This window comes from Arthrobacter sp. P1_B4, from assembly GCF_056406555.1.
Genome location: NZ_JBFTZW010000046.1, coordinates 1 through 24,849, shown reverse-complemented (window position 1 = coordinate 24,849; position 24,849 = coordinate 1). Strand labels below are relative to the sequence as shown.

17 protein-coding genes and 1 tRNA gene are annotated in these 24,849 nt (G+C 66.7%); 7 read left to right on the top strand and 11 right to left on the bottom strand.

The window, feature by feature from the left end:
- Window positions 1-21 precede the first annotated feature (21 nt).
- Window positions 22-1,338 carry an ABC transporter substrate-binding protein gene (locus AC1D1W_RS13950; protein ID WP_476943989.1) on the bottom strand — a complete coding sequence of 439 codons (1,317 nt, stop codon included), beginning with the start codon at window positions 1,336-1,338 and terminating at the stop codon, window positions 22-24.
- A 239-nt stretch (window positions 1,339-1,577) separates the two neighbouring features.
- Here AC1D1W_RS13950 and AC1D1W_RS13945 point away from each other — a divergent pair, with 239 nt between their 5' ends.
- On the top strand, window positions 1,578-2,909 hold the full coding sequence (locus tag AC1D1W_RS13945; RefSeq protein WP_243180495.1) for a hypothetical protein: 1,332 nt from the start codon (window positions 1,578-1,580) through the stop codon (window positions 2,907-2,909).
- Between the two features lie 202 nt (window positions 2,910-3,111).
- A complete protein-coding gene (locus tag AC1D1W_RS13940; RefSeq protein WP_476943988.1) occupies window positions 3,112-5,751 on the top strand; it encodes a trehalase-like domain-containing protein in 2,640 nt (879 codons plus the stop codon).
- A 34-nt stretch (window positions 5,752-5,785) separates the two neighbouring features.
- On the opposite strand, the gene AC1D1W_RS13935 is transcribed toward AC1D1W_RS13940, so the two are convergent.
- From AC1D1W_RS13935 to AC1D1W_RS13915, 5 genes are all read right to left on the bottom strand, one after another.
- Complete coding sequence (locus AC1D1W_RS13935) at window positions 5,786-6,958, bottom strand: GmrSD restriction endonuclease domain-containing protein (protein WP_476943987.1); 1,173 nt, start codon at window positions 6,956-6,958, stop codon at window positions 5,786-5,788.
- Between the two features lie 80 nt (window positions 6,959-7,038).
- Window positions 7,039-8,169, bottom strand: coding sequence for an FAD-dependent oxidoreductase (locus AC1D1W_RS13930; protein ID WP_476943986.1), 1,131 nt, complete (start codon window positions 8,167-8,169; stop codon window positions 7,039-7,041).
- Between the two features lie 67 nt (window positions 8,170-8,236).
- Window positions 8,237-9,163: an AEC family transporter gene (locus tag AC1D1W_RS13925; RefSeq protein WP_018774009.1), complete on the bottom strand. Its 927-nt coding sequence runs from the start codon at window positions 9,161-9,163 to the stop codon at window positions 8,237-8,239.
- 106 nt (window positions 9,164-9,269) lie between these two features.
- Window positions 9,270-9,698: an aspartate 1-decarboxylase gene (gene panD, locus AC1D1W_RS13920; RefSeq protein ID WP_028275366.1), complete on the bottom strand. Its 429-nt coding sequence runs from the start codon at window positions 9,696-9,698 to the stop codon at window positions 9,270-9,272.
- Window positions 9,699-9,795: 97 nt separating this feature from the next.
- Window positions 9,796-10,746, bottom strand: coding sequence for a LysR family transcriptional regulator (locus AC1D1W_RS13915; RefSeq protein ID WP_476873816.1), 951 nt, complete (start codon window positions 10,744-10,746; stop codon window positions 9,796-9,798).
- A gap of 142 nt (window positions 10,747-10,888) precedes the next feature.
- Here AC1D1W_RS13915 and AC1D1W_RS13910 point away from each other — a divergent pair, with 142 nt between their 5' ends.
- Window positions 10,889-12,352, top strand: a complete 1,464-nt coding sequence (locus AC1D1W_RS13910) for an amino acid permease (RefSeq protein WP_028275368.1) — start codon at window positions 10,889-10,891, stop codon at window positions 12,350-12,352.
- 322 nt (window positions 12,353-12,674) lie between these two features.
- A complete protein-coding gene (locus AC1D1W_RS13905) occupies window positions 12,675-16,229 on the top strand; it encodes a proline dehydrogenase family protein (RefSeq protein ID WP_476943985.1) in 3,555 nt (1,184 codons plus the stop codon).
- Between the two features lie 132 nt (window positions 16,230-16,361).
- Here AC1D1W_RS13905 and AC1D1W_RS13900 read toward each other — a convergent pair whose 3' ends face one another.
- Both AC1D1W_RS13900 and AC1D1W_RS13895 read right to left on the bottom strand, forming a co-directional pair.
- A complete protein-coding gene (locus AC1D1W_RS13900; RefSeq protein ID WP_476943984.1) occupies window positions 16,362-16,661 on the bottom strand; it encodes a hypothetical protein in 300 nt (99 codons plus the stop codon).
- Between the two features lie 328 nt (window positions 16,662-16,989).
- Entirely contained in the window at window positions 16,990-17,844 is an 855-nt protein-coding gene (locus tag AC1D1W_RS13895) for a LysR substrate-binding domain-containing protein (RefSeq protein ID WP_476943983.1), read from the bottom strand.
- A 139-nt stretch (window positions 17,845-17,983) separates the two neighbouring features.
- On the opposite strand from AC1D1W_RS13895, the gene AC1D1W_RS13890 reads away from it, so the two are divergent.
- Complete coding sequence (locus AC1D1W_RS13890) at window positions 17,984-19,381, top strand: MFS transporter (protein WP_476943982.1); 1,398 nt, start codon at window positions 17,984-17,986, stop codon at window positions 19,379-19,381.
- Between the two features lie 36 nt (window positions 19,382-19,417).
- Here AC1D1W_RS13890 and AC1D1W_RS13885 read toward each other — a convergent pair whose 3' ends face one another.
- The 3 genes from AC1D1W_RS13885 to AC1D1W_RS13875 all read right to left on the bottom strand — a co-directional run bounded on the left by AC1D1W_RS13885 (window position 19,418) and on the right by AC1D1W_RS13875 (window position 20,887).
- Complete coding sequence (locus tag AC1D1W_RS13885; protein ID WP_476943981.1) at window positions 19,418-20,578, bottom strand: N(5)-(carboxyethyl)ornithine synthase; 1,161 nt, start codon at window positions 20,576-20,578, stop codon at window positions 19,418-19,420.
- The gene (locus AC1D1W_RS13880) at window positions 20,575-20,724 is read right to left on the bottom strand and encodes a hypothetical protein (RefSeq protein WP_018774018.1); all 150 of its coding nucleotides are present in this window, start codon (window positions 20,722-20,724) and stop codon (window positions 20,575-20,577) included. The genes AC1D1W_RS13885 and AC1D1W_RS13880 overlap by 4 nt, the downstream gene beginning before the upstream one ends.
- An 89-nt stretch (window positions 20,725-20,813) precedes the next feature.
- Window positions 20,814-20,887 (bottom strand) — tRNA-Gly (locus AC1D1W_RS13875).
- A gap of 512 nt (window positions 20,888-21,399) precedes the next feature.
- On the opposite strand from AC1D1W_RS13875, the gene AC1D1W_RS13870 reads away from it, so the two are divergent.
- Entirely contained in the window at window positions 21,400-23,865 is a 2,466-nt protein-coding gene (locus tag AC1D1W_RS13870; protein ID WP_476943980.1) for a LamG-like jellyroll fold domain-containing protein, read from the top strand.
- A gap of 649 nt (window positions 23,866-24,514) precedes the next feature.
- Window positions 24,515-24,849, top strand: a 335-nt coding sequence (locus AC1D1W_RS13865; RefSeq protein WP_476943979.1) for a hypothetical protein, incomplete at its 3' end; no start/stop codon positions are given.

Here is a 24,849-nt window from a genome sequence, read left to right as displayed (position 1 = left end):
CCCCCCCCCCCCCCCACGCCGCTACTGGGCGGCGTACAGGGACTTGGCCTGGGCTTCCAGGTTCTTCACATCGACGTTGCCGTCCTTGATGAATGACTGAAGCGCCGGGATCATCACGTTGTTGGCCATGGCGGGCAGGGCATCGCGGTCGAAGAACTGGCTGATGTTCTTGGCGCCGCTGATGGCTTCGGCCAGCTTCTTGTTCAGCGGAGTGAACTTGGAGGTATCGGCGCCCTTGGCGGTGGCGATGTTGGACGAGTCGACCGAGGCGTACACATCCTGTCCTTCCGGGGTGCCGACGTAGGCCAGGAAGTCCCGGGCGGCCTGGTTCTGGCCGCCCTTCTTGGAGAGCAGCAGGCCGTCGATGGGTGCCTCGATGGCGTCCTGGCCTTCCACCGCGATCTCGGGGAACGGGAAGAAGTCGATGTCGTCGGCGATTGCCTTGTCCGTGTACTGCTGGGTGAGGAAGGAGCCGAGCAGGTACATGCCGGATTTCTTGTCCGCGAGGGACTTCGCCGAGTCCTGCCAGGTCATGCCCAGGGCGTTCGGGTTCTGGAACGGGAGCAGGGCCTTCCAGGTGTCGAAGACGTCGCTGACCTTCTTCTGGTCCCAGCTTTCCCGGTGCGCGGTGAGGTCCATGTGGAACTGGTAGCCGTTCAGGCGCATGTTCAGGTAGTCGAATGTGCCCATGGCGGGCCAGCCGTCCTTGTCCGCGAATTCAATCGGGATCAGGCCGTCGGCCTTCATCTTGGTGGCGAGGGCCTTCAGCTCATCGAACGTCGTGGGGACGGTGTACCCCTTTTCCGTCCAGAGGCTCTTGCGGTAGAAGAAGCCCCAGGGGTAGTTGTAGTTCGGGATCAGGTACATCTTGCCGTCGGCTCCGGTCGAGGCCTTTTTCAGGGCATCGGAGTAGTTTCCGCCGACCTTTTCCCAGACGTCATCGATCGGGGCGAGCAGCCCCTTACCGGCGTAGTACTGCATGCGGTACCCGGCGAACCAGGTGAACGAATCGTCGGGGCTGCCCTGGAGGTAGGTGTTGATCTTGTTCTGGAAGTCGTTGTGCGCCACCACGTTGGTGGTGACCGCGATGCCGGACTTCTTCTGGAAAGCGTCGGTCACGGCCTTGTAGGCAGCCTTGGGGACCTCGTCGGAGGACCCGGAACCGAACGTGGCCGTCTTGGCGCCGCCGCTGGCAGGTGCGCTGCCGCCCGTGCAGGCCGAGAGCAGGGGGATGCCGGCCATCGCGACTGCTCCGGCGCCGAAGGTCTTCAGCAGCGTCCTCCGGTCCCACCCGCCTCGGCTGGAGGCCCGTAGCAGTGCGTCTTCATGCATGGTCATAATTTCTCCTTTGAAATAACGCGGGTGGAGTGAAGCAGCTCACATCATTAGCTATCATAATCGCACAATAAGGAACGTCAAGTAGCAAAAAAGAACATTTTGATGCGCGTGGCCGGACTTGTCCGTTGACTTAGGGCGGGGCCGCTCTTAGCGTTAAGCCCCTCAGGGTGCCGATGTGGTCCGCCGACTGGCGGTGGCGCCCGGAACCGCGGATACATGGCGAAAACCCAGGTGCACCCATGAAGATCAAGTCCACAGCCGCCGCCACGCTGCTCGTCCTGCTGTTCTTGGGAGGATTGCTCGGCGGCCCGTCCGCGTCCGCGCCGGCGTCGTCCGAGGGCGCCACGTATTACGTGAGCGCCGACGGCAGTGACGCCAACGACGGGACGTCGCCGCAATCGGCCTGGGCGACGCTCGACAAGGTCAATGCCACTGCGCTGCGGCCCGGGGACTCGGTCAGCTTTCGCCGCGGAGACATCTTCTCCGGCGGCCTCGTGGTCGGCCAGAGCGGCACCAGCCGGCTCAAGGTCACGCTGAATGCCTACGGAAGCGGCGATCCGCCCGCCGTTACGGGCGGACTGGCAGGTACGTGCGTCAGGCTCGACGGCGACTACATCGCCGTTGACGGCCTGCGGGCGGAGTCGTGCGGCTATGCGGGCTTCAGCATCAACGGCGACCACGGCTCCGTGCGGAACTCCGCCGCCAGGAACAATGCTGCGGGCATCAAAGTGAGCGAGGGCTCCGACTTCGGCACCTACACCAACAACACGCTTGCCGACAACAACATCATGAACGTCAATACGCCGGGGGAGCTGTGCGGCACCGCCACGTCCCTGAAGTGCGATGACGACTCGGGCGCCTTTGGCTTCCTGATCAACGGCAGCGACAACGAGTTCGCCGGCAACACCGTCACCGGCTCCACCGCGGTGTCCTACGACTTTGGCCACGACGGCAGCGCGTTCGAAATCTTCAACGGCAACCGGAACAGGATCCACCACAACGTGGCCGTGGATAACAACGTCTTCTCCGAACTGGGGCGCGGGAAGGGCGGAACTGCCGACGGCAACACGTACAGCTACAACCTGGTCCGGTCCACCTGCGGCCCCAACTGCTCCCAGGCCATGGGGCTGATCGCGCGCGGCAGGACGTCCTCCTTCGGCCCAACCAACGGCACCACGTTCGAATACAACACCGTGTGGCTGGACGGCGCGGACTCCCAGGCTCTGGTCTGCCACGCGTCGTGCCCGGCCTCCACCGTCGTCAGGGGAAACATCCTGGTGGCCGCCCGCAATGCGCTGTGGATGGACGGCGCCGGCTGGACCGAGCGGGAAAACGTCCTCAACGGCCCCACGAACATCATTCCCGATGCCACCTCCACTACTGAACCGGCCGACTTTGTCAACGCACCCGCCGATCTCCACCTCTCCGGCGCGAGCCCGGCCATTGACCGGGCCGGGGTCAGCCCCTTCCCCTTGGATCTGGACGGGCGGCCGGCCAACCAGAAGGGCGACTGCCAGGGCGGCGGCGCGGCCGATGCCGGGACCTACGAATACAGGCCGGCCGGCTGCTGAAACGCAACGGCATGGCGGCGCAGCAAGGAACCAGCACCTGGTGCCATCGCTGGTCCCAAGGTGTCCGGGCGGCCCGGCGGATGTTACATAGTTGCAACTGCAGGGACACCCATGCGAAATCGTCCCGGGACGATACTTGAAGTGCGTCCTCCCGGGGACGCTTCGCATGCAGGCATTGGGGACTACTCGAAGGACCGCGCCGATGCCCACACCGCTCAACCAGGCCCTGGCCGACTCTGCGCTTCTCACCAAATCCCTCCCGCTTGGCCTGCTCCGCGCTTTCGTGCAGACCAACGCGGCCGACGACGGGCTCACGCCGCAACTGCTGGCTGAGCTCAAGATCCTGGCCCGCACTCCCGGGCTGCTCGTGGCCTGCAACTACGGCGGCACGCTGTGCGCGGCAGAAGGCATTTCCACCGAGACCCTGCCGCTGGGCAGCGCGGCGATCGCGCTGAGGGCGCTGGCAGCCCTTCCGAACACCCACGCGGCCGTCATCTCCGGGCGGTCGCTGCGGGATCTGGCCGCCGTCTCACGGCTCCCGGCGGAGGTGCACCTGGTCGGCTCGCACGGCGCGGAGTTCGACATGGGCTACGCCCACGGGCTGTCCCTCGCCACCGAATCAGTGCTGCAGCAGGCCAGCCAGGCACTCGCCGAAACCGTGGGCGCCTACCGGGGCATCAGCATTGAGCGCAAGCCGGTCGCAGTGTCGGTGCACACCCGCCCGGCCGCCCCCGACGTCGTCGCACTGGCCACCACGAAGGCGGAGGAGATCGCCCGGGAGCACGGGTTGCACTTCATTGTGGACGGCTCGGTGCTGGATCTCTCCGTGGTGGAACCGTCCAAGGCCTCCGCGTTGGAGCACCTGCGCTCCATGCTCGGCGTGAGCGCCGCCCTTTACGCCGGCGACGCCTTCAGCGATGAGCTGGCCATGGCGACGCTGCGCGGGCCGGACATGGCGCTGCGCGTGGGGGAGGGGCCCAGCGTGGCGGCCCACACGCTCCGGGACCCGGAGTCGTTCGCCCGCGTCCTGGCGATCCTGTTCGAACTGCGGCGGGCGTGGCTGTTCGGCGAGGACGCCGTGGGGCTTGAGCGGCACTCCATGATCGGCAACGGCTCGTCCACCGCCCTGATCACCCCGGACGCGAAGATCTGTTGGATGAGCCACCCGCTGCCGGACAGCGGGTCGCTGTTTGCCCATCTGCTCGGCGGCGATGCGGCGGGGCACTTCTCCGTGGAACCGGCGAAGTCCTCGCAGGTCCTGGGCCAGCGCTACGTGGACAGCACCATGATCGTTGAAACCCGCTGGGCCGACGTCACCGTGACGGACTACCTGGAGCCGGCCCCGGACGGCATCACCAGCCTGGTCCGGGTGCTGTCCGGCACCGGCACGGCGAGAATCGTCTTCGCTCCGCGGCCGGACTACGCGAATGCGCCGTTCAGCATGGAGGCGCGCGGAACGGAACTGCACGTCGTGGGAACCGCGGACCCCATCATACTTCGGGCGCCCGGAGTGGCCTTTTCCATCACCTCGGACGGCCGGCACGGCACCGCCACCGGCGAGGTCGACTTGCGGGACGGGCCGGTGGTCCTCAACCTGCGCTGCGGCGACACGGAACCGCAGCCCGCGGTGCCCGGGGACGAGACTGATGATGAGGCCCGGCGCCGCGCCGCCGTCGCCCATCACTCCCGGCGCTGGGTCCACGAACTGCAGCTGCCCGGCGTGAAGCCGTCGCTGGTCCGCCGGTCCGCGCTGGTGCTCCGGGCGCTGGTCCACGAACCCACCGGCGCTGTGCTGGCCGCACCCACCACCTCACTGCCGGAGGGAATCGGCGGCACCCGCAACTGGGACTACCGGTACTGCTGGCTGCGGGACGGGTCCATGACCGTCAACGCGCTCGTGGACCTGGGCTCCACGGCCGAGGCCGAGGGCTTCCTGGCCTGGCTGGGCCGGATCCTGACCCACGCCCCGGGTCCGGAGTGGCTCCATCCGCTCTACTCCGTGACCGGGGCGCCGCTGTCCACCGAGGCCATCATCGAGAGCCTGCCCGGCTACGCGGGATCCCGCCCGGTGCGGATCGGGAACGCCGCCGACCACCAGGTGCAACTGGACGTGTTCGGCCCGATCGCCGAGCTGATCCACGCCCTCAGCGCCCGCCAGGGCATGCTCTCCGACGGGCACTGGGACCTGCTGGTCCAGATGGCCGCAGCCGTGCTGGCCCGCTGGCAGGAGGCCGACCATGGAATCTGGGAGGCCAGGCGGGCGCCGCGGCACCATGTCTACACGAAGGTGATGTGCTGGGTGGCGCTCGACCGGGCGCTGCGCACGGCCGTCCGGCATGGCCGGGAACCGCTGCCGGCCTGGGAGCCCACGGCGGCGAAGATCCGGGAGGAAGTCCTGCGCGAGGGCTGGGACGAGTCGGCGTCCTCCTACACCGTGGCGTACGACAGTCCGGACCTGGACGCAGCCGTGCTGCACATCGGTCTGTCCGGCCTGCTGGACGTCAACGACCCCCGGTTCCTGGCCACCGTCACGGCGGTGGAGCGGGAACTGCGGGTGGGGCCCACGGTTTTCCGCTACAGGTACGACGACGGCCTGCCGGGCCTGGAGGGCGGGTTCCACATCTGCACCACCTGGCTGATCGAGGCCTATATCGCCGTCGGCCGGATCGAGGAGGCCTGGGACCTCTTTGACCAGCTGGTGAACCTGTTCGGTCCCACGGGGCTGCTGCCCGAGGAATACGACCCCGGCACGGAAACCCACCTGGGCAACCATCCCCAGGCGTATTCGCACCTGGGCTTCATCCGCTGCGCCCGGCTCCTGCATGAGCACCAGAAGAACTGACCACCCGGCCGGCCCGCGGACAGGCCGGCCGCCGTTACTCGCAGCCGACGCCGTCCCCGTCCCGGTCCAGCCTGCGGCTGTACCCGGGCTGGCCGACGCGGATGGGCGCCGCGCCGGCCGCACGGACCGCGGCGCAGTTCGCGTACGCCACCGCCGCCGCCGGTGCTGGCACGGGGGCCGGTGCTGGCGCAGGAGCGGGTGCAGGCGCAGGAGCGCGCGCGGGTGCCGGCGCGGCTTGGGCTGGAGCGGCGGCCGGCTGGGTGGCGGGGGCCAGGGCGTCGGGGCAGTTCGACAGGACCCGGGCCATGGCGTCGTGCTCGRCTTGGGTCACCCAGAGCCCATAGCTGGATTTCACCGAAATCTGCCGGGCGACGTAGTTGCAGCGGTAGGACTTGTTCGGCGGCAGCCAGGTGGCGGCGTCGCCGTCGCTCTTGCTCTGGTTGGCCGGGCCGTCCACCGCCAGCAGGTTCAGGGGATCGTTGGCGAAGGCCAGCCGCCGTGCCGGGCTGAGCTGTTGCGCGCCCTTCTGCCAGGCGTCGCTGAGGGCCACGACGTGGTCGATCTGGACGGCTGTGCTGGTGGCATTGCCGCGCAGGAAGTGGATGGCGGCGGCCGTGTAGGGGTCGGCCAGGACGCCGGAGAGCACCACGCAGTCCCGAGTCCCGGGCCGGAACGCGACGGAAGTGAGGTCGCGGCGGAGCACGTCGTTGCGGGTATCGCAGCCGTTGTGATCAACGTCGGACCAGGCCGGGCCGAACTGGTCGCGGGAATAGCCCGTCTTGGGGGCGCGGCCCTTGACGGGCAGCGTGGCCAGTACCGCGAGGGCCTTGCCCGCCGAGGCTGGCTGCCGGGTCGCGGCGGCCGCAACATCGGCGCCGGCAACTTCGACACTGGGAACTTCGACGCCGGGAACTTCGACGCCGGGAACTTCGACGCCACGGGTGGCGTCCGGATCCAGCGGAGCGCTGTCCGTGCCGGCTGACGCAGTGGCGGGGGCAGCGGTGACGACGCGGAGGACGCCGGGTCCGCCGGCCGGGGGAACAGCACCCGGGCCGGAGCACGCTGACGTCGCCACCAGCAGCAGGCCCGCCACCCCGCGCACGATCCAGTCGACCGCACCGATCCTCGGGCTGCGGGCACCCATTGCTTGGGCGCTGCTGGACTGGATGTCGCTGGACTGGATGCTGCCTGACCGCGTGCTGAGCAATTTTCCCCCACCTCATGCTGGCGCCCCGGGTTCCGCGGGCGCTTAAGACCGGCCCCAGCCTACCCGTTGCTCCGACGGAGTCAGCGGACCCCGGGGCGGGAGGCCGAGAAGATGGCCGGCGCTCCGCGCTCGCCCGTCGCGAGGTCGGCCAGGATCCTGCCCACGACCGGTGTGAACTTGAAGCCGTGCCCGGAGAAGCCGGCGCCGATGACAACCGGCCCGATCCGGTCCAGGACAAAGTCTTCATCCACGGTGGTCGTGTAGGTGCAGCTGATGTCGGTGAGGGAGTCGGCGTCCACCCCGGGCAGCCAGTCCCGGGCGTAGCGCTGCAGGGCCGCCCGCTGCTCGGGCTCCGGCGCGAAGCTCCGCCGGTCCGGGTCCACCACCGGGCCCACCCCGTGCCATCCGGCCTTGATCCCCTCGCCCGGTGTTTGCATGCCGTACACCGGCGAACGCCAGTACGCGTACGCGTCGCCGCGGCCGGGCATGTGGTTGAACCCCGGCCACTGGGCGCCCTCATCGGTGATGGCGAAGTGTGCGGGCTGTTCCTGGGTGACCGTCAGCCGGGGCAGGGGCGCCACCCCGGCGAGCAGTTTCGTGGTCCAGCCGCCGGCGGTGACCACTGCCTGCCTGGCGTCGAGGACCTCGGTGCGGCCGCCGGCCTCGAGAGTGAGCCGGACGCCGTCGTCGAGGACTTTCAACTCGAGGACCTTCACATGATGGCGGATCTCGGCGCCGAGTCCGGCGGCGAGCCGCTGCAGCGCCGGCAGTGCGGCGTCGGGGTTCAACTGGCCGCCATCCGCCATGTGCAGCACGCGCGTATCGAAACGGATGCCCCGCCAGCGCTCGGCGGCTTCCCCGGCGGAGAGGAACTCCGCCCGGAGCCCGGCCGCAAGCAGAGCGTTCCGGACCTCGGGCAACCGCGGATCGGGGCCGTGGTTTACGACGCCGGTGCGCGCCAGCAGGCGCTCGCCGGCGTCCGTTTCGAGCTCGCGCCACAGCCTGGCCGCCTCTGCCAGCATGGCGACGTAGTCCGGATCCGCGTAGCCGGGATTGAAGTTCCGGGTTGTGCCGTGGGAGGCGCCGTTGCGGTGGCCGGGCCCGAACTGCTCGAGCAGGGTCACCTCCCGGCCGCGCCGGGCCAGCGCCCACGCGGCGGCCGAGCCCATCGCGCCGCCGCCGATGACCACGGTGTCCAGGGTTGTTTTCAAGGGTCCTCCTCCGGGTTTGGTGCCGGTCCGCCGATCCCGTTCAGCCGACCCCGGCTGCCCGGCGAGGTCAGGCCAGCAGCAGGGCCACGCCGATCATGGCGGGCACAGCTACCACCGTAGTGATCAGCACGGTGTCCCGGGCAACCGTTACGCCGGTGCGGTAACGGCTGGCCGCGACAAACACGTTTTGGGCGGTGGGCAGGGCGGCCGTGACGACGGCGGCAAAGAGCGCCTGTTCCTGCATGCCGAGGACAAAATGGGCAAAGAGGTAGGCCACCAGCGGGTGGACAACGAGCTTGAAGAAGCTCGCCAGCAGGGCGTCCAGCCGGCGTCCTGCGGCCGCCTGCAGCGGCTTGGAACCGTTCAGGCTCATGCCGAAGGCGATCAGCATGGCCGGGATCGCGGCCCCGCCAATCAAATGGATGGGCTCCAGGATCAGCGGCGGCACCGTCCAGCCGGTGGCGGCCACCAGGAGCCCGAGTCCGGTGCCCACGATCATCGGGTTGCGCAGGATCATGAGCACGAAACTCAGGGGCGTAGTGCGGTGCGAGCTGGTGGTGGCGTCCAACGCCATGAGGAACAAGGGGGTGAAGAAAGCCAGCTGGAAGATGAGCAGAGGTGCCACATAGCTGGCATCGCCGAGCACGAAGACGGCGATGGGAATGCCGAGGTTGGCCGAGTTGGCCAGCGACGAGCTCATGGAGGAGATGAGGGCTTCCGGCAGGGACCGCTTGAGCGCGAAGCGCACGATGCCAAAGAACAGGACCGCTGTGGTCACCGCCCCGACTGCCGTCACGAGCAGCGGTGCGGCAAAGACGTCGTGGAGTTTCGCCTTGCTGAGGGTCTCGAACAGCAGGGCGGGGCTGGCCACAAAAAACGTCAGGGCGCTCAGGACGGGGCGGGCGTTCTCGCCCAGGATATTGCGCCGGCCCACGAACATGCCGACCAGGATGATGGCCCAGACGACGAAGAATCCCGCCAGTACCCCTAGCACGCGGCTCTCCGCAGCGGGGCGGGTGGGCGGCGGGTAAGAGTCACCCGTCCAGAGTAATCAGCTTTATTCCACGCGCCGTCCTATTACGCCCGACGGCGCGCTGCCGCTAGTTGAGCGCGGCGTTGTTCAGCGAGTGCGGCGGACGCATGAGCCCGGGTGTCATGCCCTCGGCGGGGTCGTTGCCGATCTGGACAATCTTGTTGTCCTGGTCAACGTGGACCACCTTGGGGTTGTACGCCTTGGCCTCTTCCGTGGTCATCTGGGCGTAGGTGATGAGGATGACGATGTCGTTCTCGTGCATCAGGTGGGCGGCGGCGCCGTTGATGCCGATCACGCCGGAACCGCGTTCGCCGGCAATCGTGTAGGTCTCGAGCCGGGCGCCGTTCGTGACGTCGACAATCGCCACGAGCTCCCCGGGCAGGATGTCGGCCGCCTCCAGCAGATCCAGGTCCACGGTGACGGATCCGACATAGTGAAGGTCCGCGTGCGTGACCGTCGCGCGGTGGATCTTGGATTTGAATATTGTGCGATTCATAACGACATCAGTCTAACGCGGGGCCACCGCCCGCGCTGTGGCCCACTGCACATGCCGGGGGCCGTTACGCGCCGTTCCACACCACACATGCCGGAAGTCACGCGGGCCGGTCCACGGGGGCCGGACCGAGGACGCCCGCGGCCGCCGCCGGCACGATGGATGCCGCCGTCACCGCCAGGATTTCCCGGGCCGCCAGCAGCGCGGGCCGCCTGGCGCTCGAGCGCCGCACCGAGGTGAACACCGTACGGTGCGGATCCCCGGGCAGGTCCAGGAGTTGCGCGCTGGTGCCGCGGCCGGTCCACACGAGGTCGGGCATCAGGGCCACTGCATTTCCGGATTCGATCAGCCGGATCTGGGCCTGCAGGTCGGCGGTCTCAAAGCGGACGTCGGGCTCAAACCCGGCGCTCCGGCAGGCCTGCTCGGCCCAGTGCCGGGAGGCCGCTCCGCGGGGTTCCATCACCCAGGCCAGCCCCGCGGTATCGGCCAGCGTCCTAATGGGGTCGCGGTCGGGCGAGGGCGGCGGAACGGCGAGTCGGATGGCGTCGCGGGTCAGGGCCACGCGGTCCAGTTCGGCGTAGTGCGGGGCGGCGTGGCCGGGGTACTGCTCGGCGATCACGAGGTCGAAGTCGCGTGCCCACGTCTCGTGAAGGGCCGTCTCCGGTTCCCGCTGGGTCATTTCGACCCTGACTTCCGGGTAGCTGGCGGTCATTCTGGTCAGGGTGTCCGGCATGAGCGCCAGCGCGGCAGACTGGAACACCGCAATCCGCACGGTGCCGGTGACCGTGGTCAGCGACGCGGCCAGGTCCGCCTCCGCCTGCTCGAGGGTCTCCAGTAGCTGGGAGGTGTGGGCCACCAGGACTTCGGCCTGCGGGGTCAGCTGCACCCGGCGCCCGGTCTTGCGGAGGAGCTCCACCCCGGCCTCCTTCTCAAGGAGGGCCAGTTGCTGCGAAACTGACGACGGGCTGTACTGAAGCGCTTCGGCCACTTCGGCCAAAGTGCCCCGGATCTTCAGTTCGCGCAACAGTCGCAAACGCCGGACGTCGAGCATCGCTATTCCTTTGTGAATCCTGACGGTTATTCATTAAGAGAATTCACTTTATCTAATGCAACCGGGCTTGCATACTGTTCTCACTCGATATGCCCCATCACAGGGTGGAGTGATGGGCACCGCACCTAAGCAGGAGGCCCTCATGGCTACACGGGATTTGTCACAGTCGATCATGCGGCGCAAGCCCATCGACGACATCGAGGAAGAAAACAAACACAGCGGTCTGCACAGGAGCCTGGGGCTCTGGCAGTTGACGGCCATCGGCGTCGGCGGCATTATCGGCGTCGGCATCTTCTCCCTGGCGGGCCTTGTGGCCCACGGCAGCGAGTCCGAGCCCGGAGTCGGGCCGGCCGTGCTCGTCTCCTTCCTGATCGCCGGCCTGGCATCCGCCGCCGCGGCGCTGTCCTACGCGGAGTTCGCAGGAATGATCCCGCGGGCAGGCTCGGCCTACACCTACGGCTACGTCGCCCTCGGCGAGATCATCGGCTGGTTCATCGGGTGGGACCTGCTGCTGGAGTACATCGCCATCGTCGCCGTGGTGGCCATCGGCATCTCGGGCTACTTCGACGCGTTCCTCTCCGGTATCGGCATCCATATGCCCGCCTGGATGACCGCGACGCCGGATGAAGGCACCGGCGGCATCATCAACCTTCCCGCGATCCTCGTCTGCCTGCTCGTGACCTGGATCCTCTCCCGCGGCACCAAGACCTTCGGCCGCTTCGAACTGATCGCCGTCGGCATCAAGGTGCTGCTGATCCTGTTCATCATCGGCTTGGGCATTTTCTACGTGAACACCAACAACTACAACCCGTTCTTCCCCAGCGGTTTCGGGCCCGTGGTGGCCGGCTCCGCTACGGTGTTCTTCGCGGTGTTCGGCTACGACGCCATGAGTACCGCGGCGGAGGAAGCCACCGACGGCAAGAAGCACATGCCCAAGGCGATCATCCTCTCGCTGGTCATCGCCATGCTGCTCTATGTCGCCGCGACCCTGGTTCTCACCGGCATGCAGAACTTCACGGAGATCGACCCCAAGGCCGGCTTCGCCTCCGCCTTCAACAGCGTTGGCCTTCCGGTGATCGCGACGATCATCTCCGTGTTCGCCGTCCTGTCCATCCTTACCGTGATGCTGACCTTCCTCCTCGGCGTCACCCGCGTCTGGTTCTCGATGAGCCGCGACGGCCTGCTGCCCGGCTGGTTCTCAAAGACGGACCGGCACGGCACGCCCCAGCGCGTGACCTGGATCGCCGGCGTCGGGGCCGCAATCCTGGCCGGCGTCCTCCCGATCAAGGCCGTCGCGGACCTGACCAACATCGGCATCCTGGCCGCGTTCGTCGTCGTCTGTGTGTCGGTGATCGTGTTCCGCTACAAGAAGCCGGACGCCCCGCGGACGTTCCGCCTGCCGCTGATGCCCCTGGTTCCGGCGTTCGGCGTGTTTGCCTCGCTCTTCCTGATGTTCCAGCTGCACTGGGAGACCTGGCTGCGGTTCGTCGTCTGGCTCATCGTCGGCCTGATCATCTACTTCACGTACGGCCGCAGGCACTCGCTGATGAACCCGGACAGCCCGCGGCACGAGGAGATCGTGGAGATGCACCGCCCCCTGACCTAACTACCCCGCCCCCACCCAACGCTCCCTCACTTCCCGCAGAAAATATTCGGACGCTCCCTCAGGTCCTGTGCAATATCGGCGAACCCTCTCTCACCTCTTGGGAGAGGGTTCGCCGGTTCGGTGCGGGCAGTGCGGGAGCGTCGCTTGAATAAGTGCCAGAAGTGCGGGAGGGTCGGGGCGGTTGCCGAACGTTCGGACGGGGACCGGAAGCATCGGTTTTTCTAACCGGTATTGCTCAGAAAACTTCGCTTTATCTTATGAAAATCCGGTCGCATACTGTTTCGTAAGAGGTCCACATTTTGAGAAAGAACGTGTTTCAGCCATGACCAACATCTCCACGGAGCCCGGCGCCACCACCGGAAACGCCGCAGGCAACGACGCCACGCACGCCGCCGTTTCGGAAGGCTCCACGGTCCTTGAGGCCGCAGCCCTCGCCGAGGACACCATCGCGCTGGTGCGCCACTGGCTCACCGAGGCCGCAAAGGTGCCCGTCGACGCCTCGGCCGAGCAGCTCGCCGGGGTCCTGAAGGACCCCAACGGCCTGGACTTCACGGTCGGGTTCGTCGACGGCGTCGTCCGTCCCGAAGACCTGCAGGTCGCCGCCCGCAACCTCGCCGCACTGGCCCCCAAGGTCCCGGCCTTCCTGCCCTGGTACATGCGCAGCGCGGTCCGCCTCGGCGGCACCATGGCCCCGGTCCTGCCCCAGGTGGTCATCCCGGTCGCCCGCCGGGTGCTGCGTGAAATGGTCGGCCACCTCATTGTCGACGCCACCGACGCCAAGCTCGGCCCGGCCATCGCCAAGATCCGCAAAGACGGCATCAAGCTCAACGTCAACCTCCTCGGCGAGGCCGTGCTCGGCGAACACGAGGCCTCCCGCCGGCTCGAGGGCACGCACACCCTGCTGTCCCGGCCCGACGTCGACTACGTCTCGATCAAAGTCTCCTCCACGGTGGCCCCGCACTCCGCCTGGGCCTTCGACGAGGCCGTGGAGCATGTCGTGGAGAAGCTCACCCCGCTCTTCGCCCGCGCCGCCTCCTACGCGTCCACTGGCCAGAAAGCCAAGTTCATCAACCTGGACATGGAGGAATACAAGGACCTGGACATGACCATCGCGGTCTTCACCCGGATCCTGGACAAGCCCGAGTTCAAGAACCTGGAGGCCGGCATCGTGCTCCAGGCCTACCTCCCGGATGCCCTGTCTGCCATGATCCGCCTGCAGGACTGGGCCGCCGCCCGCCGCGCCGAAGGCGGCGCCGCCATCAAGGTCCGCGTCGTCAAGGGCGCCAACCTGCCGATGGAGCAGGTCGAGGCTTCCCTGCATGACTGGCCGCTCGCCACCTGGGGCACCAAGCAGGACTCGGACACCAACTACAAGCGGGTCATCAACTACTCGCTGCACCCGGACCGGATCCGCAACATCCGGATCGGCGTCGCCGGCCACAACCTCTTCGACATCGCCTTCGCCTGGCTCCTGGCCAAGCAGCGCGGCATCGCGGATAGCGCACAGCAGAGTATCGAATTCGAGATGCTGCTCGGCATGGCACAGGGCCAGGCCGAAGCCGTCAGACAAGATGTCGGCTCCCTCCTGCTCTACACGCCCGTGGTCCACCCTGCCGAGTTCGACGTCGCGATCGCCTACCTGATCCGCCGCCTCGAAGAGGGCGCCAGCCAGGACAACTTCATGTCCGCCGTGTTCGAACTCAGTGAAAACGAAACGTTGTTTGAGCGCGAGAAGCAGCGCTTCCTCGCCTCGCTCGCCAAGCTCGACGACGAGGTCCCGGGCCCGAACCGGCTGCAGAACCGTGCCCTTCCGGCCGCGCCGCTGCCGCACGATTCGTTCGAGAACACTGCCGACACGGATCCGTCGCTGCCCGCGAACCGCGACTGGGGCCGCGCCATCCTGGGCCGCGTAACGACGTCGACACTGGGCAACGCCTCCGTCGAGGCCGCCACGATCAACGATGCCGCGACCCTGAATGCCGTGATCGGTACCGCCGTCGAGAAGGGCAAGGCCTGGGGTGCACTCTCCGGCGCCGAGCGCGCCGAAATCCTGCACCGCGCCGGCGACGTCCTCGAGGCCCGCCGCGCGGACCTTCTTGAGGTTATGGCCTCCGAGACCGGCAAGACGATCGACCAGGGCGATCCGGAGATCAGCGAGGCGGTCGACTTCGCGCACTACTACGCCGAGTCCGCCCGCAAGCTCGACGACGTCGACGGCGCCACCTTCGTCCCGGCCAGGCTCACCGTCGTGACGCCGCCGTGGAACTTCCCGGTCGCCATCCCGGCCGGCTCCACCCTTGCGGCCCTCGCCGCCGGCTCCGCCGTCGTGGTCAAGCCCGCCAAGCAGGCCCGCCGCAGCGGCGCCGTCATGATCGAGGCCCTCTGGGAGGCCGGCGTTCCGCGCGATGTGCTCACCATGGTCCAGTTGGGCGAGCGGGAACTCGGCCAGCAGCTCATTTCCCACCCGGCCGTGGACCGCGTCATCCTGACCGGCGGCTACGAGACCGCCGAGCTGTTCCGCTCGTTCCGCAAGGACCTGCCCCTGCTGGCCGAGACCAGCGGCAAAAACGCCATTATCGTCACCCCGAGCGCGGACCTGGACCTCGCGGCCAAGGACGTCGCGTACTCCGCGTTCGGCCACGCCGGCCAGAAGTGCTCCGCCGCCTCGCTGGTGATCCTCGTCGGTTCCGTGGCGAAGTCGAAGCGCTTCCATAACCAGCTGATCGACGCCGTCACCTCGCTCAAGGTCGGCTACCCCCAGGACCCGGCGAGCCAGATGGGCCCGATCATCGAGCCCGCCAACGGCAAGCTCCTGAACGCCCTCACCACCCTCGGCGAGGGCGAGACCTGGGCCGTCGAGCCGCGGAAGCTCGATGATTCGGGCAAGCTCTGGAGCCCCGGCGTGCGCTCCGGTGTCCGCCGCGGATCCTACTTCCACCTCACCGAGTTCTTCGGCCCGGTCCTGGGCGTTATGACTGCAGAGACCCTCGAGGAGGCTATCGCGATCCAGAACCAGATCGAATACGGCCTCACCGCGGGCCTGCACTCGCTGAACAGCGAGGAGCTGGGGATCTGGCTGGACACCATCCAGGCCGGCAACCTCTACGTCAACCGCGGCATCACCGGCGCGATTGTCCAGCGCCAGCCCTTCGGCGGCTGGAAGAAATCCGCCGTCGGCGCCGGCACCAAGGCCGGCGGCCCGAACTACCTCGTCGGCCTCGGCGAATGGGTCAGCAAGCCCAGCACCGCCGCCGGCACCCCGGGCGCTGCTCCCGCCCACGCCGGCGTCCGCCGGATCGAGGATGCCGCAAAGGGCTTCCTGACCGCCGACGAACTCGCGCCGCTGCAGCGCGCGCTCGCCTCCGACGCCCGCGCCTGGGCCGAAGAGTTCGGCACCGCGAGGGACGTCTCCGGCCTGAGTGCGGAACGCAACGTCTTCCGCTACCGTGCTCTGCCCGTCACTGTCCGCCTCGCGGAAGGCGAGCCGCTTGCCGGCCTCGTCCGGACCGTCGCCGCCGGCGTCCTGGCCGGGTCGGCCCTGACGGTCTCCACCGCCGTCGAACTGCCCGCCCAGCTGCGCGCCGTCCTGTCCGGGCTTGGCATCGCCGCGACTGTTGAGAACGACGCCGAATGGCTCGCTTCCGCCGGCACCCTCGCGGCGGCGGGCAAGCTTTCCGGCGCCCGGATCCGGCTGATTGGCGGGGACGCCAAGGCGCTGGCCGAGGCCACGGGCGGACGCCCGGACCTGGCGGTGTATGTCCACCCCGTCACGGAGGCCGGACGCGTGGAACTGCTGCCGTTCCTGCACGAGCAGGCCATCAGCATCACGGCGCACCGCTTTGGCACGCCCAACCACATCTCGGACGCCCTGATCTAGCCCGGGGCTGCTAAAACCCCGGCTCGGGCGTGCTGGAACCCTGAAACCCAAAAAACGCCGCCGCCGTGCAGGCACCATATGGTGCGGCACGGCGGCGGCGTTTAACGGCGAAGGCGCTAAGCGGAGTCGGGGCTAGCCGAAGTACCAGCCCGGCGGGACCCAGGAAGCGGGGACCGCGTGGGCGGAGAAATCGTCGCAGCCCGAGCAGAAGTAGGTGACCTCGCCGAGCTTGCTGACCGAGCCGTCCCTGCGGTGCGTGGCCGGGACGAAGGTCTCAAGGTAAATGAACTCGTCCGTGCCGCAGCGTTCGCAGTACGGGCTGGCCACATAATCGGACTCTGCGAGGGTAGTCGGGCGGATTCCCCGTTGGCCCGGGCTGGCCGCGTGCTGGACCGCGGCCGAGTGCTGCATTCCGGCGGTCGAGTGGTGCATGGCCGCTGCGGGGTGGGCCGGCGCGGTTACCTGACGGGAGGATTTTGTCGCGTGGGCGGGCAATCGGGGGTGATTAATGGCTGGCATCAATGGCGGCCTATCCCGAACGCTCCGACGCCAGCCACAGGGCGTCAGCGACGGACAGCGTTCGTTATTCGAATCGTTGTCGTGGGCCACTGCTTGACCTCGAACGGTGAATCTTAAGTAGTGTCAGGATAGATGAAGTACGTGCACCGTTCAATGGTCAAGTAAGTACTGCCCGGGTCCGGGTAGTCCGCCCCGTAGGTACCGTGGCAGGATCAGCGCTGGCTGCGGGACCGCCCGCGCGTCAGGACGGTCGCTTCAGGGTCCGGCCCACGATCGCCTGCGTGAGGGCATCGATCACCTCGGTATTGGCCAGCGGATTGCGGATGAGCGTGAAATCGACGTCGCCCACCTGCGGCAGATCGAAGCGGCGGGTGATGATTTTCAGGTCCTCCGGCACCAGGGAGGAAGGCATCACCGCCACACCGATGCCGGCCCGGACGGCGGCCAGTACGCCGCTGATTTGGCGTGTGGTGCAGGTGATCCGCCAGGTGCGCCCGGTGGCCTCCAGGGCGTCGATCGCAAGCTTCCGGCTCAGGCTGGGGGAGGGGTAGGCGATCAGCGGGACAGGATCAGCCGGTTCCAGCACGGTCTGCTCCAGACCGACCCAGGCGAAGGCGTCCTGCTGGACCACGGTCCCGTCCTTGGCGCCGGCCACCCATTTCACAAAGACCAGATCCAGCTGCCCGGCATTCAGGCGCTTGTAGAGCTGGTCGCTCTGCCCGACCGTCAGCTCGAGGTTGATCTGGGGATAGATCTGCCGGAACTCCCGGAGGATGCGTGGCAGCCCGGTGATGGCGAGATCATCGGCCGTGCCGAAGCGCAGGCGGCCGCGCATGGCGGAGCCGGAGAAATAGCGGGCGGCGGAGTCGTGCCCGGCGAGGATGCTGCGGGCGAACCCGGCCATGGCATCGCCGTTGTCGGTCAGGCGTACATCCCGGGTATCCCGGGCAATCAGCACCCGCTTGGCGGCGGTCTCCAGCTTGCGGACGTGCTGGCTGACGGTGGGTTGGGCCAGGCCGAGGCGCTCGGCGGCCTTGGTGAAACTCAAGGTTTCGGCCACGGCCAGGAACGAGCGGAGCTGGGCGGGTTCGAACATGGCGGTCTCCGGATCGGTGCCGCATACCCTGCATTGCGTTTTGTAATGCGAGTTATGCGTGGAATAGGCTTCCATAATCTCTTGCGGCCAGCCTAGCGTTAAGTCCATCCCACTCACCCGCTCTTTTGAGGACTTTTCCGTGGCACCCCCTCCGCCGCTAGAGGCGAACGCAGCTTCCCTGCCGGACACCATCACCCAACCACTCGCCGTCGTCAACGAGCCTCTGCCTTGGCGCCACACTTTCATGTCGCTCAAGGTCCGCAACTTCCGCATCTTCGCGATCGGGCACTTCGTCGCCGTCATCGCGCTCTGGATGCAGCGGATCGCCCAGGACTGGCTGGTGCTCCAGCTCTCCGGTTCCGTCACCGCCGTCGGCATCACCGTGGCCCTGCAGTTCCTGCCGTCCCTGTTCCTCGGCCCGTGGGCCGGCATGATGGCGGACCGCTTCGCGAAGCGGAAGATCCTCATGCTGTGCCAGTCGGCGGCCGCCACGTTGGCCGCGGTCCTTGCCGTCCTGGCGCTCAGCCACCGGATTGAGGTGGGGCACGTCTACGCGATCGCGCTGGTTCTGGGCCTCGTGACCGTGCTGGACCAGCCGGCCCGCCAGGTGTTCGTCAACGAGCTCGTGGGCCCCGGCTATCTGCGAAACGCGATCAGCGTGAACTCCACGATTTTCCAGCTGGGCGGGCTGATCGGTCCTGCGATCGCCGGGATCCTGCTGACCGCCGTGGGGGCCGGCTGGGCCTTTGCCGCCAATGCGGTGGCGTGCTGCTTCACGGTGGCCATGCTCCTGAGCCTGCGCAAGGACCAGCTGCATGTCAGCACCCCGGCCGCCAAGCGCCCGGGCATGCTGCGGGAAGGGCTGGACTATGCGCTCAGCAAGCCCACCATCTACTGGCCCTGGCTGATGGCCGGGTTCATCGCGGTGTTCGCGATGAGTCTGCCGGTGCTGCTGGCCGCGTTCGCGGACCACGTGTACGACGCCGGTGCCGGCGGCTATGGGCTGCTCAACACGCTCGTGGCCCTCGGCGCCCTGGCCGGCGCGATCACCTCGGCCCGGCGGCGCGCCCTGCGGCTGCGCTCCGTGGTGCTGGGCGCCGGGATGTACGGGCTCATGCTGTGCCTGGCTTCCCTGGCGCCGTCCATGGCGTGGTTCGGCGTGGCCATGGTGCTGGCCGGATTCTGGTGCCTGATGTTCCTGACCGCCGCGAACCAGCTGGTCCAGGTCAGCACGAACCTGGCCATCCGCGGGCGGGTCATGAGCCTGTACATCATGGTGCTGATCGGCGGCCAGGCGATCGGCGGCCCGATGATGGGCTGGCTGGCCGAGCACGCGGACCCGCACACCGCCGTCCTCGTCTCCGGCGGCGTCCCGGTGCTGGCTGCCGCGACCGTCGCCGTCGTCCTCGCCCGGCGCGGGCAGCTCATGCTCAAGGTGGACCTGAAGGACCGGCGCCGGCTGCTGCGGATCGTCCGGACCGATTTCCGCATCGAAAAAGGACAGCCGCTACGTGGATCCACGCAGCGGCCGTCCTAATTCGTCGCGGAAAACCGGGAGCCGTGCAATAACCCCTTAGAGCTCCAAGGGGCGGTGCGGGAACTCTGCCTCCCGCTGCTGGAACTGCAGCACATCCGGGTTCAGGACTACGCCGTCGCGGATTTCGATCGCGCGGCGGATGGTCTCGTTTCCCGCCCAGGCCTCGGGGCCGGATACCACGGTCTCGAGGAACGGCAGCAGCGCCTCGCTGATTTCCCAGCTGGCGGAATTCCACAGATAGGACGGGCTGTGGTCCACGGCGTAGTAGTCGATGTGGTCACCCACTTTGAACATCGGCTCGGCGAAGGTGGTGGTTTTCGCCCAGCTGAAGCCCATGCCCTCGTCGCAGGAGACGTCCACGATCAGGCTGCCGGGCCGGAAGGCGGCCAGGTCCCCGGTGCGCAGGTAGGTCAGCGGGGCGTTGGGGTCCTGCAGCGTGCAGTTGACCACGATGTCGCTCGCGGCCAGGAACGGCGCCAGCGGCACGCGCCCGCGCTCGGTGATAACCTCGCTCAGGAACGGCGCCTCGCTGTCATGGTCGAACTGCGCGATGCGGACCGAGTGGATGGGAGAGCCAACAGCGGCAACACCGCGGTTGGTCAGCACCTGCACGTCATGGACACCGTGGGCATTCAGCGCCGTCACGGCGCCGCGGGCGGTGGCCCCGAAGCCGATCACGACGGCGCTCAGCCGGCGGCCGTAGTCTCCGGTGGAACCGGTCAGTGCCAGGGCATGCAGCACGGAACAGTAGCCGGCGAGCTCGTTGTTCTTGTGGAAGACATGCAGGCCGAAGCCGCCGTCGCTGGCCCAGTGGTTCATGGCCTCGAAGGCGATCAGCGTGAGTTTCTTGTCGATCGCCAGCTGGGTGATGGCCCGGTCCTGGACGCAGTGCGGCCAGCCCCAAAGGACCTGCCCGTCCCGGAGTTCGGCCAGGTCCTCGGGCTGCGGCTTGGGCAGGAGGACGACGTCGGCTTCCGCCAGCAGTTGCTGTCTCGGCGCGATGCGCCCCACGAGGGGTGCGAGCTCGGCGTCGGACCGGCCGAAGCGCTCGCCGTAGCCTTCCTCGAGGATCAACCTTGCCCGGATCTCCGGCGCGATGCGGTCCAGGTGCAGGGGGTGGATCGGGAGGCGCCGCTCGTCCGGTTTGCGTGTGCCGGCGAGGATGCCGAGCGTGAGGTAATTCGGTGAACGGGTCACTTCTTCTTGGGGCTCGCCGTCTTTGCGGCGGTCACTTTATCGAGGGAGCTGGCCGGCGCTGAAGCGGCCCTCTTGTCAGCGCGCTTTTCCTTAATGGATTTGCCGGATTTTTTGGATGCTGCTTGACGGGGGGACTTGTCAGCCATGATTGCTCCTGTAGCGGAACCGAAGAGGTTCCTGACTTCCGACGATACAGGTAGCAACCTAATAAGAGCCGGGATGCTGTGGGGGCATGTGGAGCGGCTGACGGGAATCGAACCCGCGTATCAAGCTTGGGAAGCTAGCGCTCTACCATTGAGCTACAGCCGCAGAGGGGCCGACCACAGTTGTGGACATTGCCCCGATGAAACAACGAGATTTACATTACCCCAGTCTGGCGCGCCAGCCGAATACACCAGTCCTGGCTGCGCGCAGAAACCGGAGGTATCCGGCGTGCCCGGCATCCTGTGGCACCGTGCACTGACATCGCAGCTGGTCTTTGTCCCGCGACGGCGGGGTGTTGGCATTCAGGCAAAGCAGGATAGGTAATTTTGCCCCCGATGCGGGTAAAGGGACGCACCGTAACGGCTGACTCCACGTGCTTCCTTCGAGTGGTCCGCCCATCCAACAGGGTAGTTRTCACTCGTGTGCACTGGAGGGCAATCCAATCTACTAGGAAGACCACAGCCGACCGAGTTGCTAGGAGGCATCAATATGTTTTGTCGTCGTCCATGGGGTCTTTCCTGCCGCCCCAGAGCGGGGCGGTCCAGGTTCGACCCCCGGGCGTGCCTCGTTTCTTCAACTGCAAATGCCTCTACCGGTGCCACATCAGGAGGAAAGTCATGAGTATCGTCGAGGTATTCGGGAAGAATCCCGCGCGGCCGTGCGGGGACGAGGGGCACCTACCGCGCTCAACGAGGCAGGCGTTGTCGACGCACTCCGTCCTGCGCGCCACCCAAGGGGTGGTTGTCGGGGCTGTGGCTGTCGCCATGATGCTCGCGCTCGCGTTGTTGCCGGGTCCCGGTGCCTTGGCCGACACCGCGCCGTCAGATCCCGCCAACCCGGCCACGCCACCCACGGTCTCTGCGGACGGGTTGCCGACAGTGCAGATAGATGGTGTGGCGTGGCAGCAACTCGTCGTGGGCAACACTGTTTATGTGGTGGGTAGTTTCACGACCGCGCGACCGGCCGGTTCGGCTCCCGGGACCAACACAGTGGTTCGGAACAACATTCTGGCTTATGACATAACGACAGGAAATCTCAATACGACGTTCGCGCCGAGCCTGAATGCCCAGGCAAAGGCCATCACCGCAGCCCCCGATGGTTCCCGGATCTATGTCGCCGGCGCTTTCACCCAGGTCAACGGCGTGTCGCAGCCCTACGTGGCGGCGCTGAATCCGGCCACGGGAGCCCTGATCACGAGTTTTGCCCCGAAAGTGAATTCGCGCGTGTACGCCCTGGCAGCCACGAACACTTCCGTCTTCATGGGCGGCTGGTTCAGCGGCGTCGGTTCTGTCAGCCGGTCCCGCCTAGCTGCGGTCCGCGCCTCAGATGCTGCGCTGCTGAGCTGGAATCCTGTGGTCGCGGGTGGAGACGTCAACAACATGGTGATCTCTCCAGATGGCACAAAGTTGGTCGCGGGCGGGAGCTTCACAAGTGTGAACGGATCGAGCAACCCGGGTTACGGCATGGCGGCCCTGAACACTTTGACGGGGGACCTATTGCCGTGGGCCGTCAACGGCGTGGCACGCAACGGTGGGGTCAACGCCTCAATCTATAGCCTTGCCACGGACGGAACGAGCGTTTACGGCACCGGCTATGTGTTCGGCTCGGGGGGCAACCTCGAAGGTGCATTCTCCGCCACCTGGAACGGAGGGGTGGTCAACTGGGTGGAAGACTGCCACGGAGACTCTTATGGTGTTTACCCCTCGGACACAGCGGTCTACGTCGTGGGCCACCCCCATTACTGCGGCAATATCGGAGGCTTCCCCGAGACCTCCCCTCGAACCCATCACCGCGCCCTTTCCTTCAGTAAGGCCCGAACAGGCACCATAACGACTGAACCGAGCACCAGCTACTTTAACTTTGCTGGCACCCCCCGGCCATCCCTCCTGCCCTGGTTCCCGGACATTGACGCCGGAACATTTACCGGCGCCAGCCAGGGCGCTTGGACTGTGACTGGAAATTCGCAGTACGTCATTTTGGGCGGAGAGTTTCCCAAGGTCAACGGAATCCCTCAGCAGGGACTGGTCAGGTTCGCGGTCAAGAGCCTTGCCCCGAACAAACGAGGGCCCGTACTGACCGGCAGTGCCATGAACCCGACCCTGCTCTCTACGAAACCCGGAACCGCTCGTGTGGGTTGGYGGGCCGACTGGGACCAGGACAACGAGAACCTGAAGTATGAAGTCATCCGCGACGGCAATGAGGCCACGCCCATCTACACCAAAACCCAAGCGTCGACCTTCTGGAATCGGCCGGCAATGGGGGTCGTGGACTCGGGCCTCGTGCCAGGATCCACCCACAACTACCGCATCAAGATCACGGACCCGCTAGGCAACGTGACCAGGTCAGACAATGTCAACGTGACTGTGGCCTCGGCAAGTCTGAGCGCGTATGCCCAAGGCGTACTCACGGATGGTGCCGGGAGTTTCTGGAGGCTCGGAGAGGCAAGCGGTAACACTTTCGCCGACTGGGCCGGATGGGCAGACGCCGTCGTCGGCCCAGGCGTTACCAGGGGCACGCCGGGCGCAATTGTGGGGGATGCGAACACTGCGACGACGTTTAGCGGAATCGCAAGCGGATTCGCATCCACGCAGACGTCAATCCCCGGGCCCAGCGTGTTCAGCGCGGAAACCTGGATCAAGACGACCACCACGGCCGGCGGCAAGATTCTAGGCTTTGGCGACAGATCAACGGGAACATCCATTAAATATGACAGGCACGTCTACATGGACAATTCGGGCAAAATCTACTTTGGCGTAAACAACGGCGTGCGCAGGACGCTGAGTACCGCAAGAAGCTATAACGACGGCAACTGGCATCAGATCGTGGCAAGCCTGGGATCGAGCGGGATGGCCCTCTACATCGACGGCGTACGGGTCGTTCAGCGGACTGATGTGACACGCGGGCAGGACTTTGCAGGCTACTGGAGAATAGGCGGGGACAGCACCGCTAATTGGCCCGGCGTCCGGTCGAGCAACTTCTTCCAGGGTGTCATTGACGAAGTCTCGATTTACCCCGGCGTATTGAGCCCGGCGCAGGTCCAGAAACACTACGTCGATTCCGGTCGCACTCCAGTCACTCCATGAGTGCAAGGGAACGCCTAGCCTCTACAGGGCTTTGAACGACCTCCCGAATAACTGCCGCGTCCCACGGGCCCCTTAGGGCTCCCGTGGGACGCCGCTGCGTCTGCGCCGTCGCGTCTGCGTCCGAGACCAACAGTCGCAGGCACCTGCCCGGTTCGGGATCTTGCCGACTGCACGCAGCTGATCCACACTCGTCCCCGCAGTTCCGGCCAAGCCCATGAGGAACGGCCCTAACCGGGCCGAATCGACCGCTTGCGTCCCTGCGACGTACGGGTATTTCACTATCGCTTGTGGGTATTCGGTGCAGGTACTCAGCCAATCTAAATAAATCCTACAAGTGGTTACCCGGATGAATAGGGGTAGACCCCACTCGTGTGCAGGGCAGGTCCATCCCCTTGACTAGGGGGACCAAAGCCGACCGAGTCATTAGAAGGTCTCAGCATGTATGACCAACAGCTTCAGTGGGTCCCCCCCGGTTTGTTCCTAATGGATGAGCCTCACCGGCAGAGCGCACGGGAAATGACGCTCTCGCACCGGCAGACGCCAGCCGCCGCCCTCCTGACCCGGCGCCACACTTTGCCCCCGTTCGCAGCGCTCACTGCTGCGAATAGTTGCGGGTCGTCTAATCGGCTCAAGGAAATCGGCGGCGGGCATGAGTGACGTCAAGCACCGCCGGCTACTCCATGCGGGGGTACGCCCCACGAACACTATCCGAACCCAGGCCCCGGCAAAAATTTCAACGAGGCCTCAGCACTCGGTATGGGATGACGAATCCCCTGCCGATATCGCCGTTCCCCGGAGTGCAGCCACCCGCCGGTGGAAAAAATTCTCCAATCATCTCCGAATCACTGATGCGACAGCGATTTTCATTTCGGTCGCCTCGGCTTACCTTTTCCGCTTCGGCGCCGAGGTGCCGGCGGCGGCCGAGTGGGACTTTGAAACCAGCTACATCGTGGTATCAATGCTGATCCTGGTCACCTGGATTGC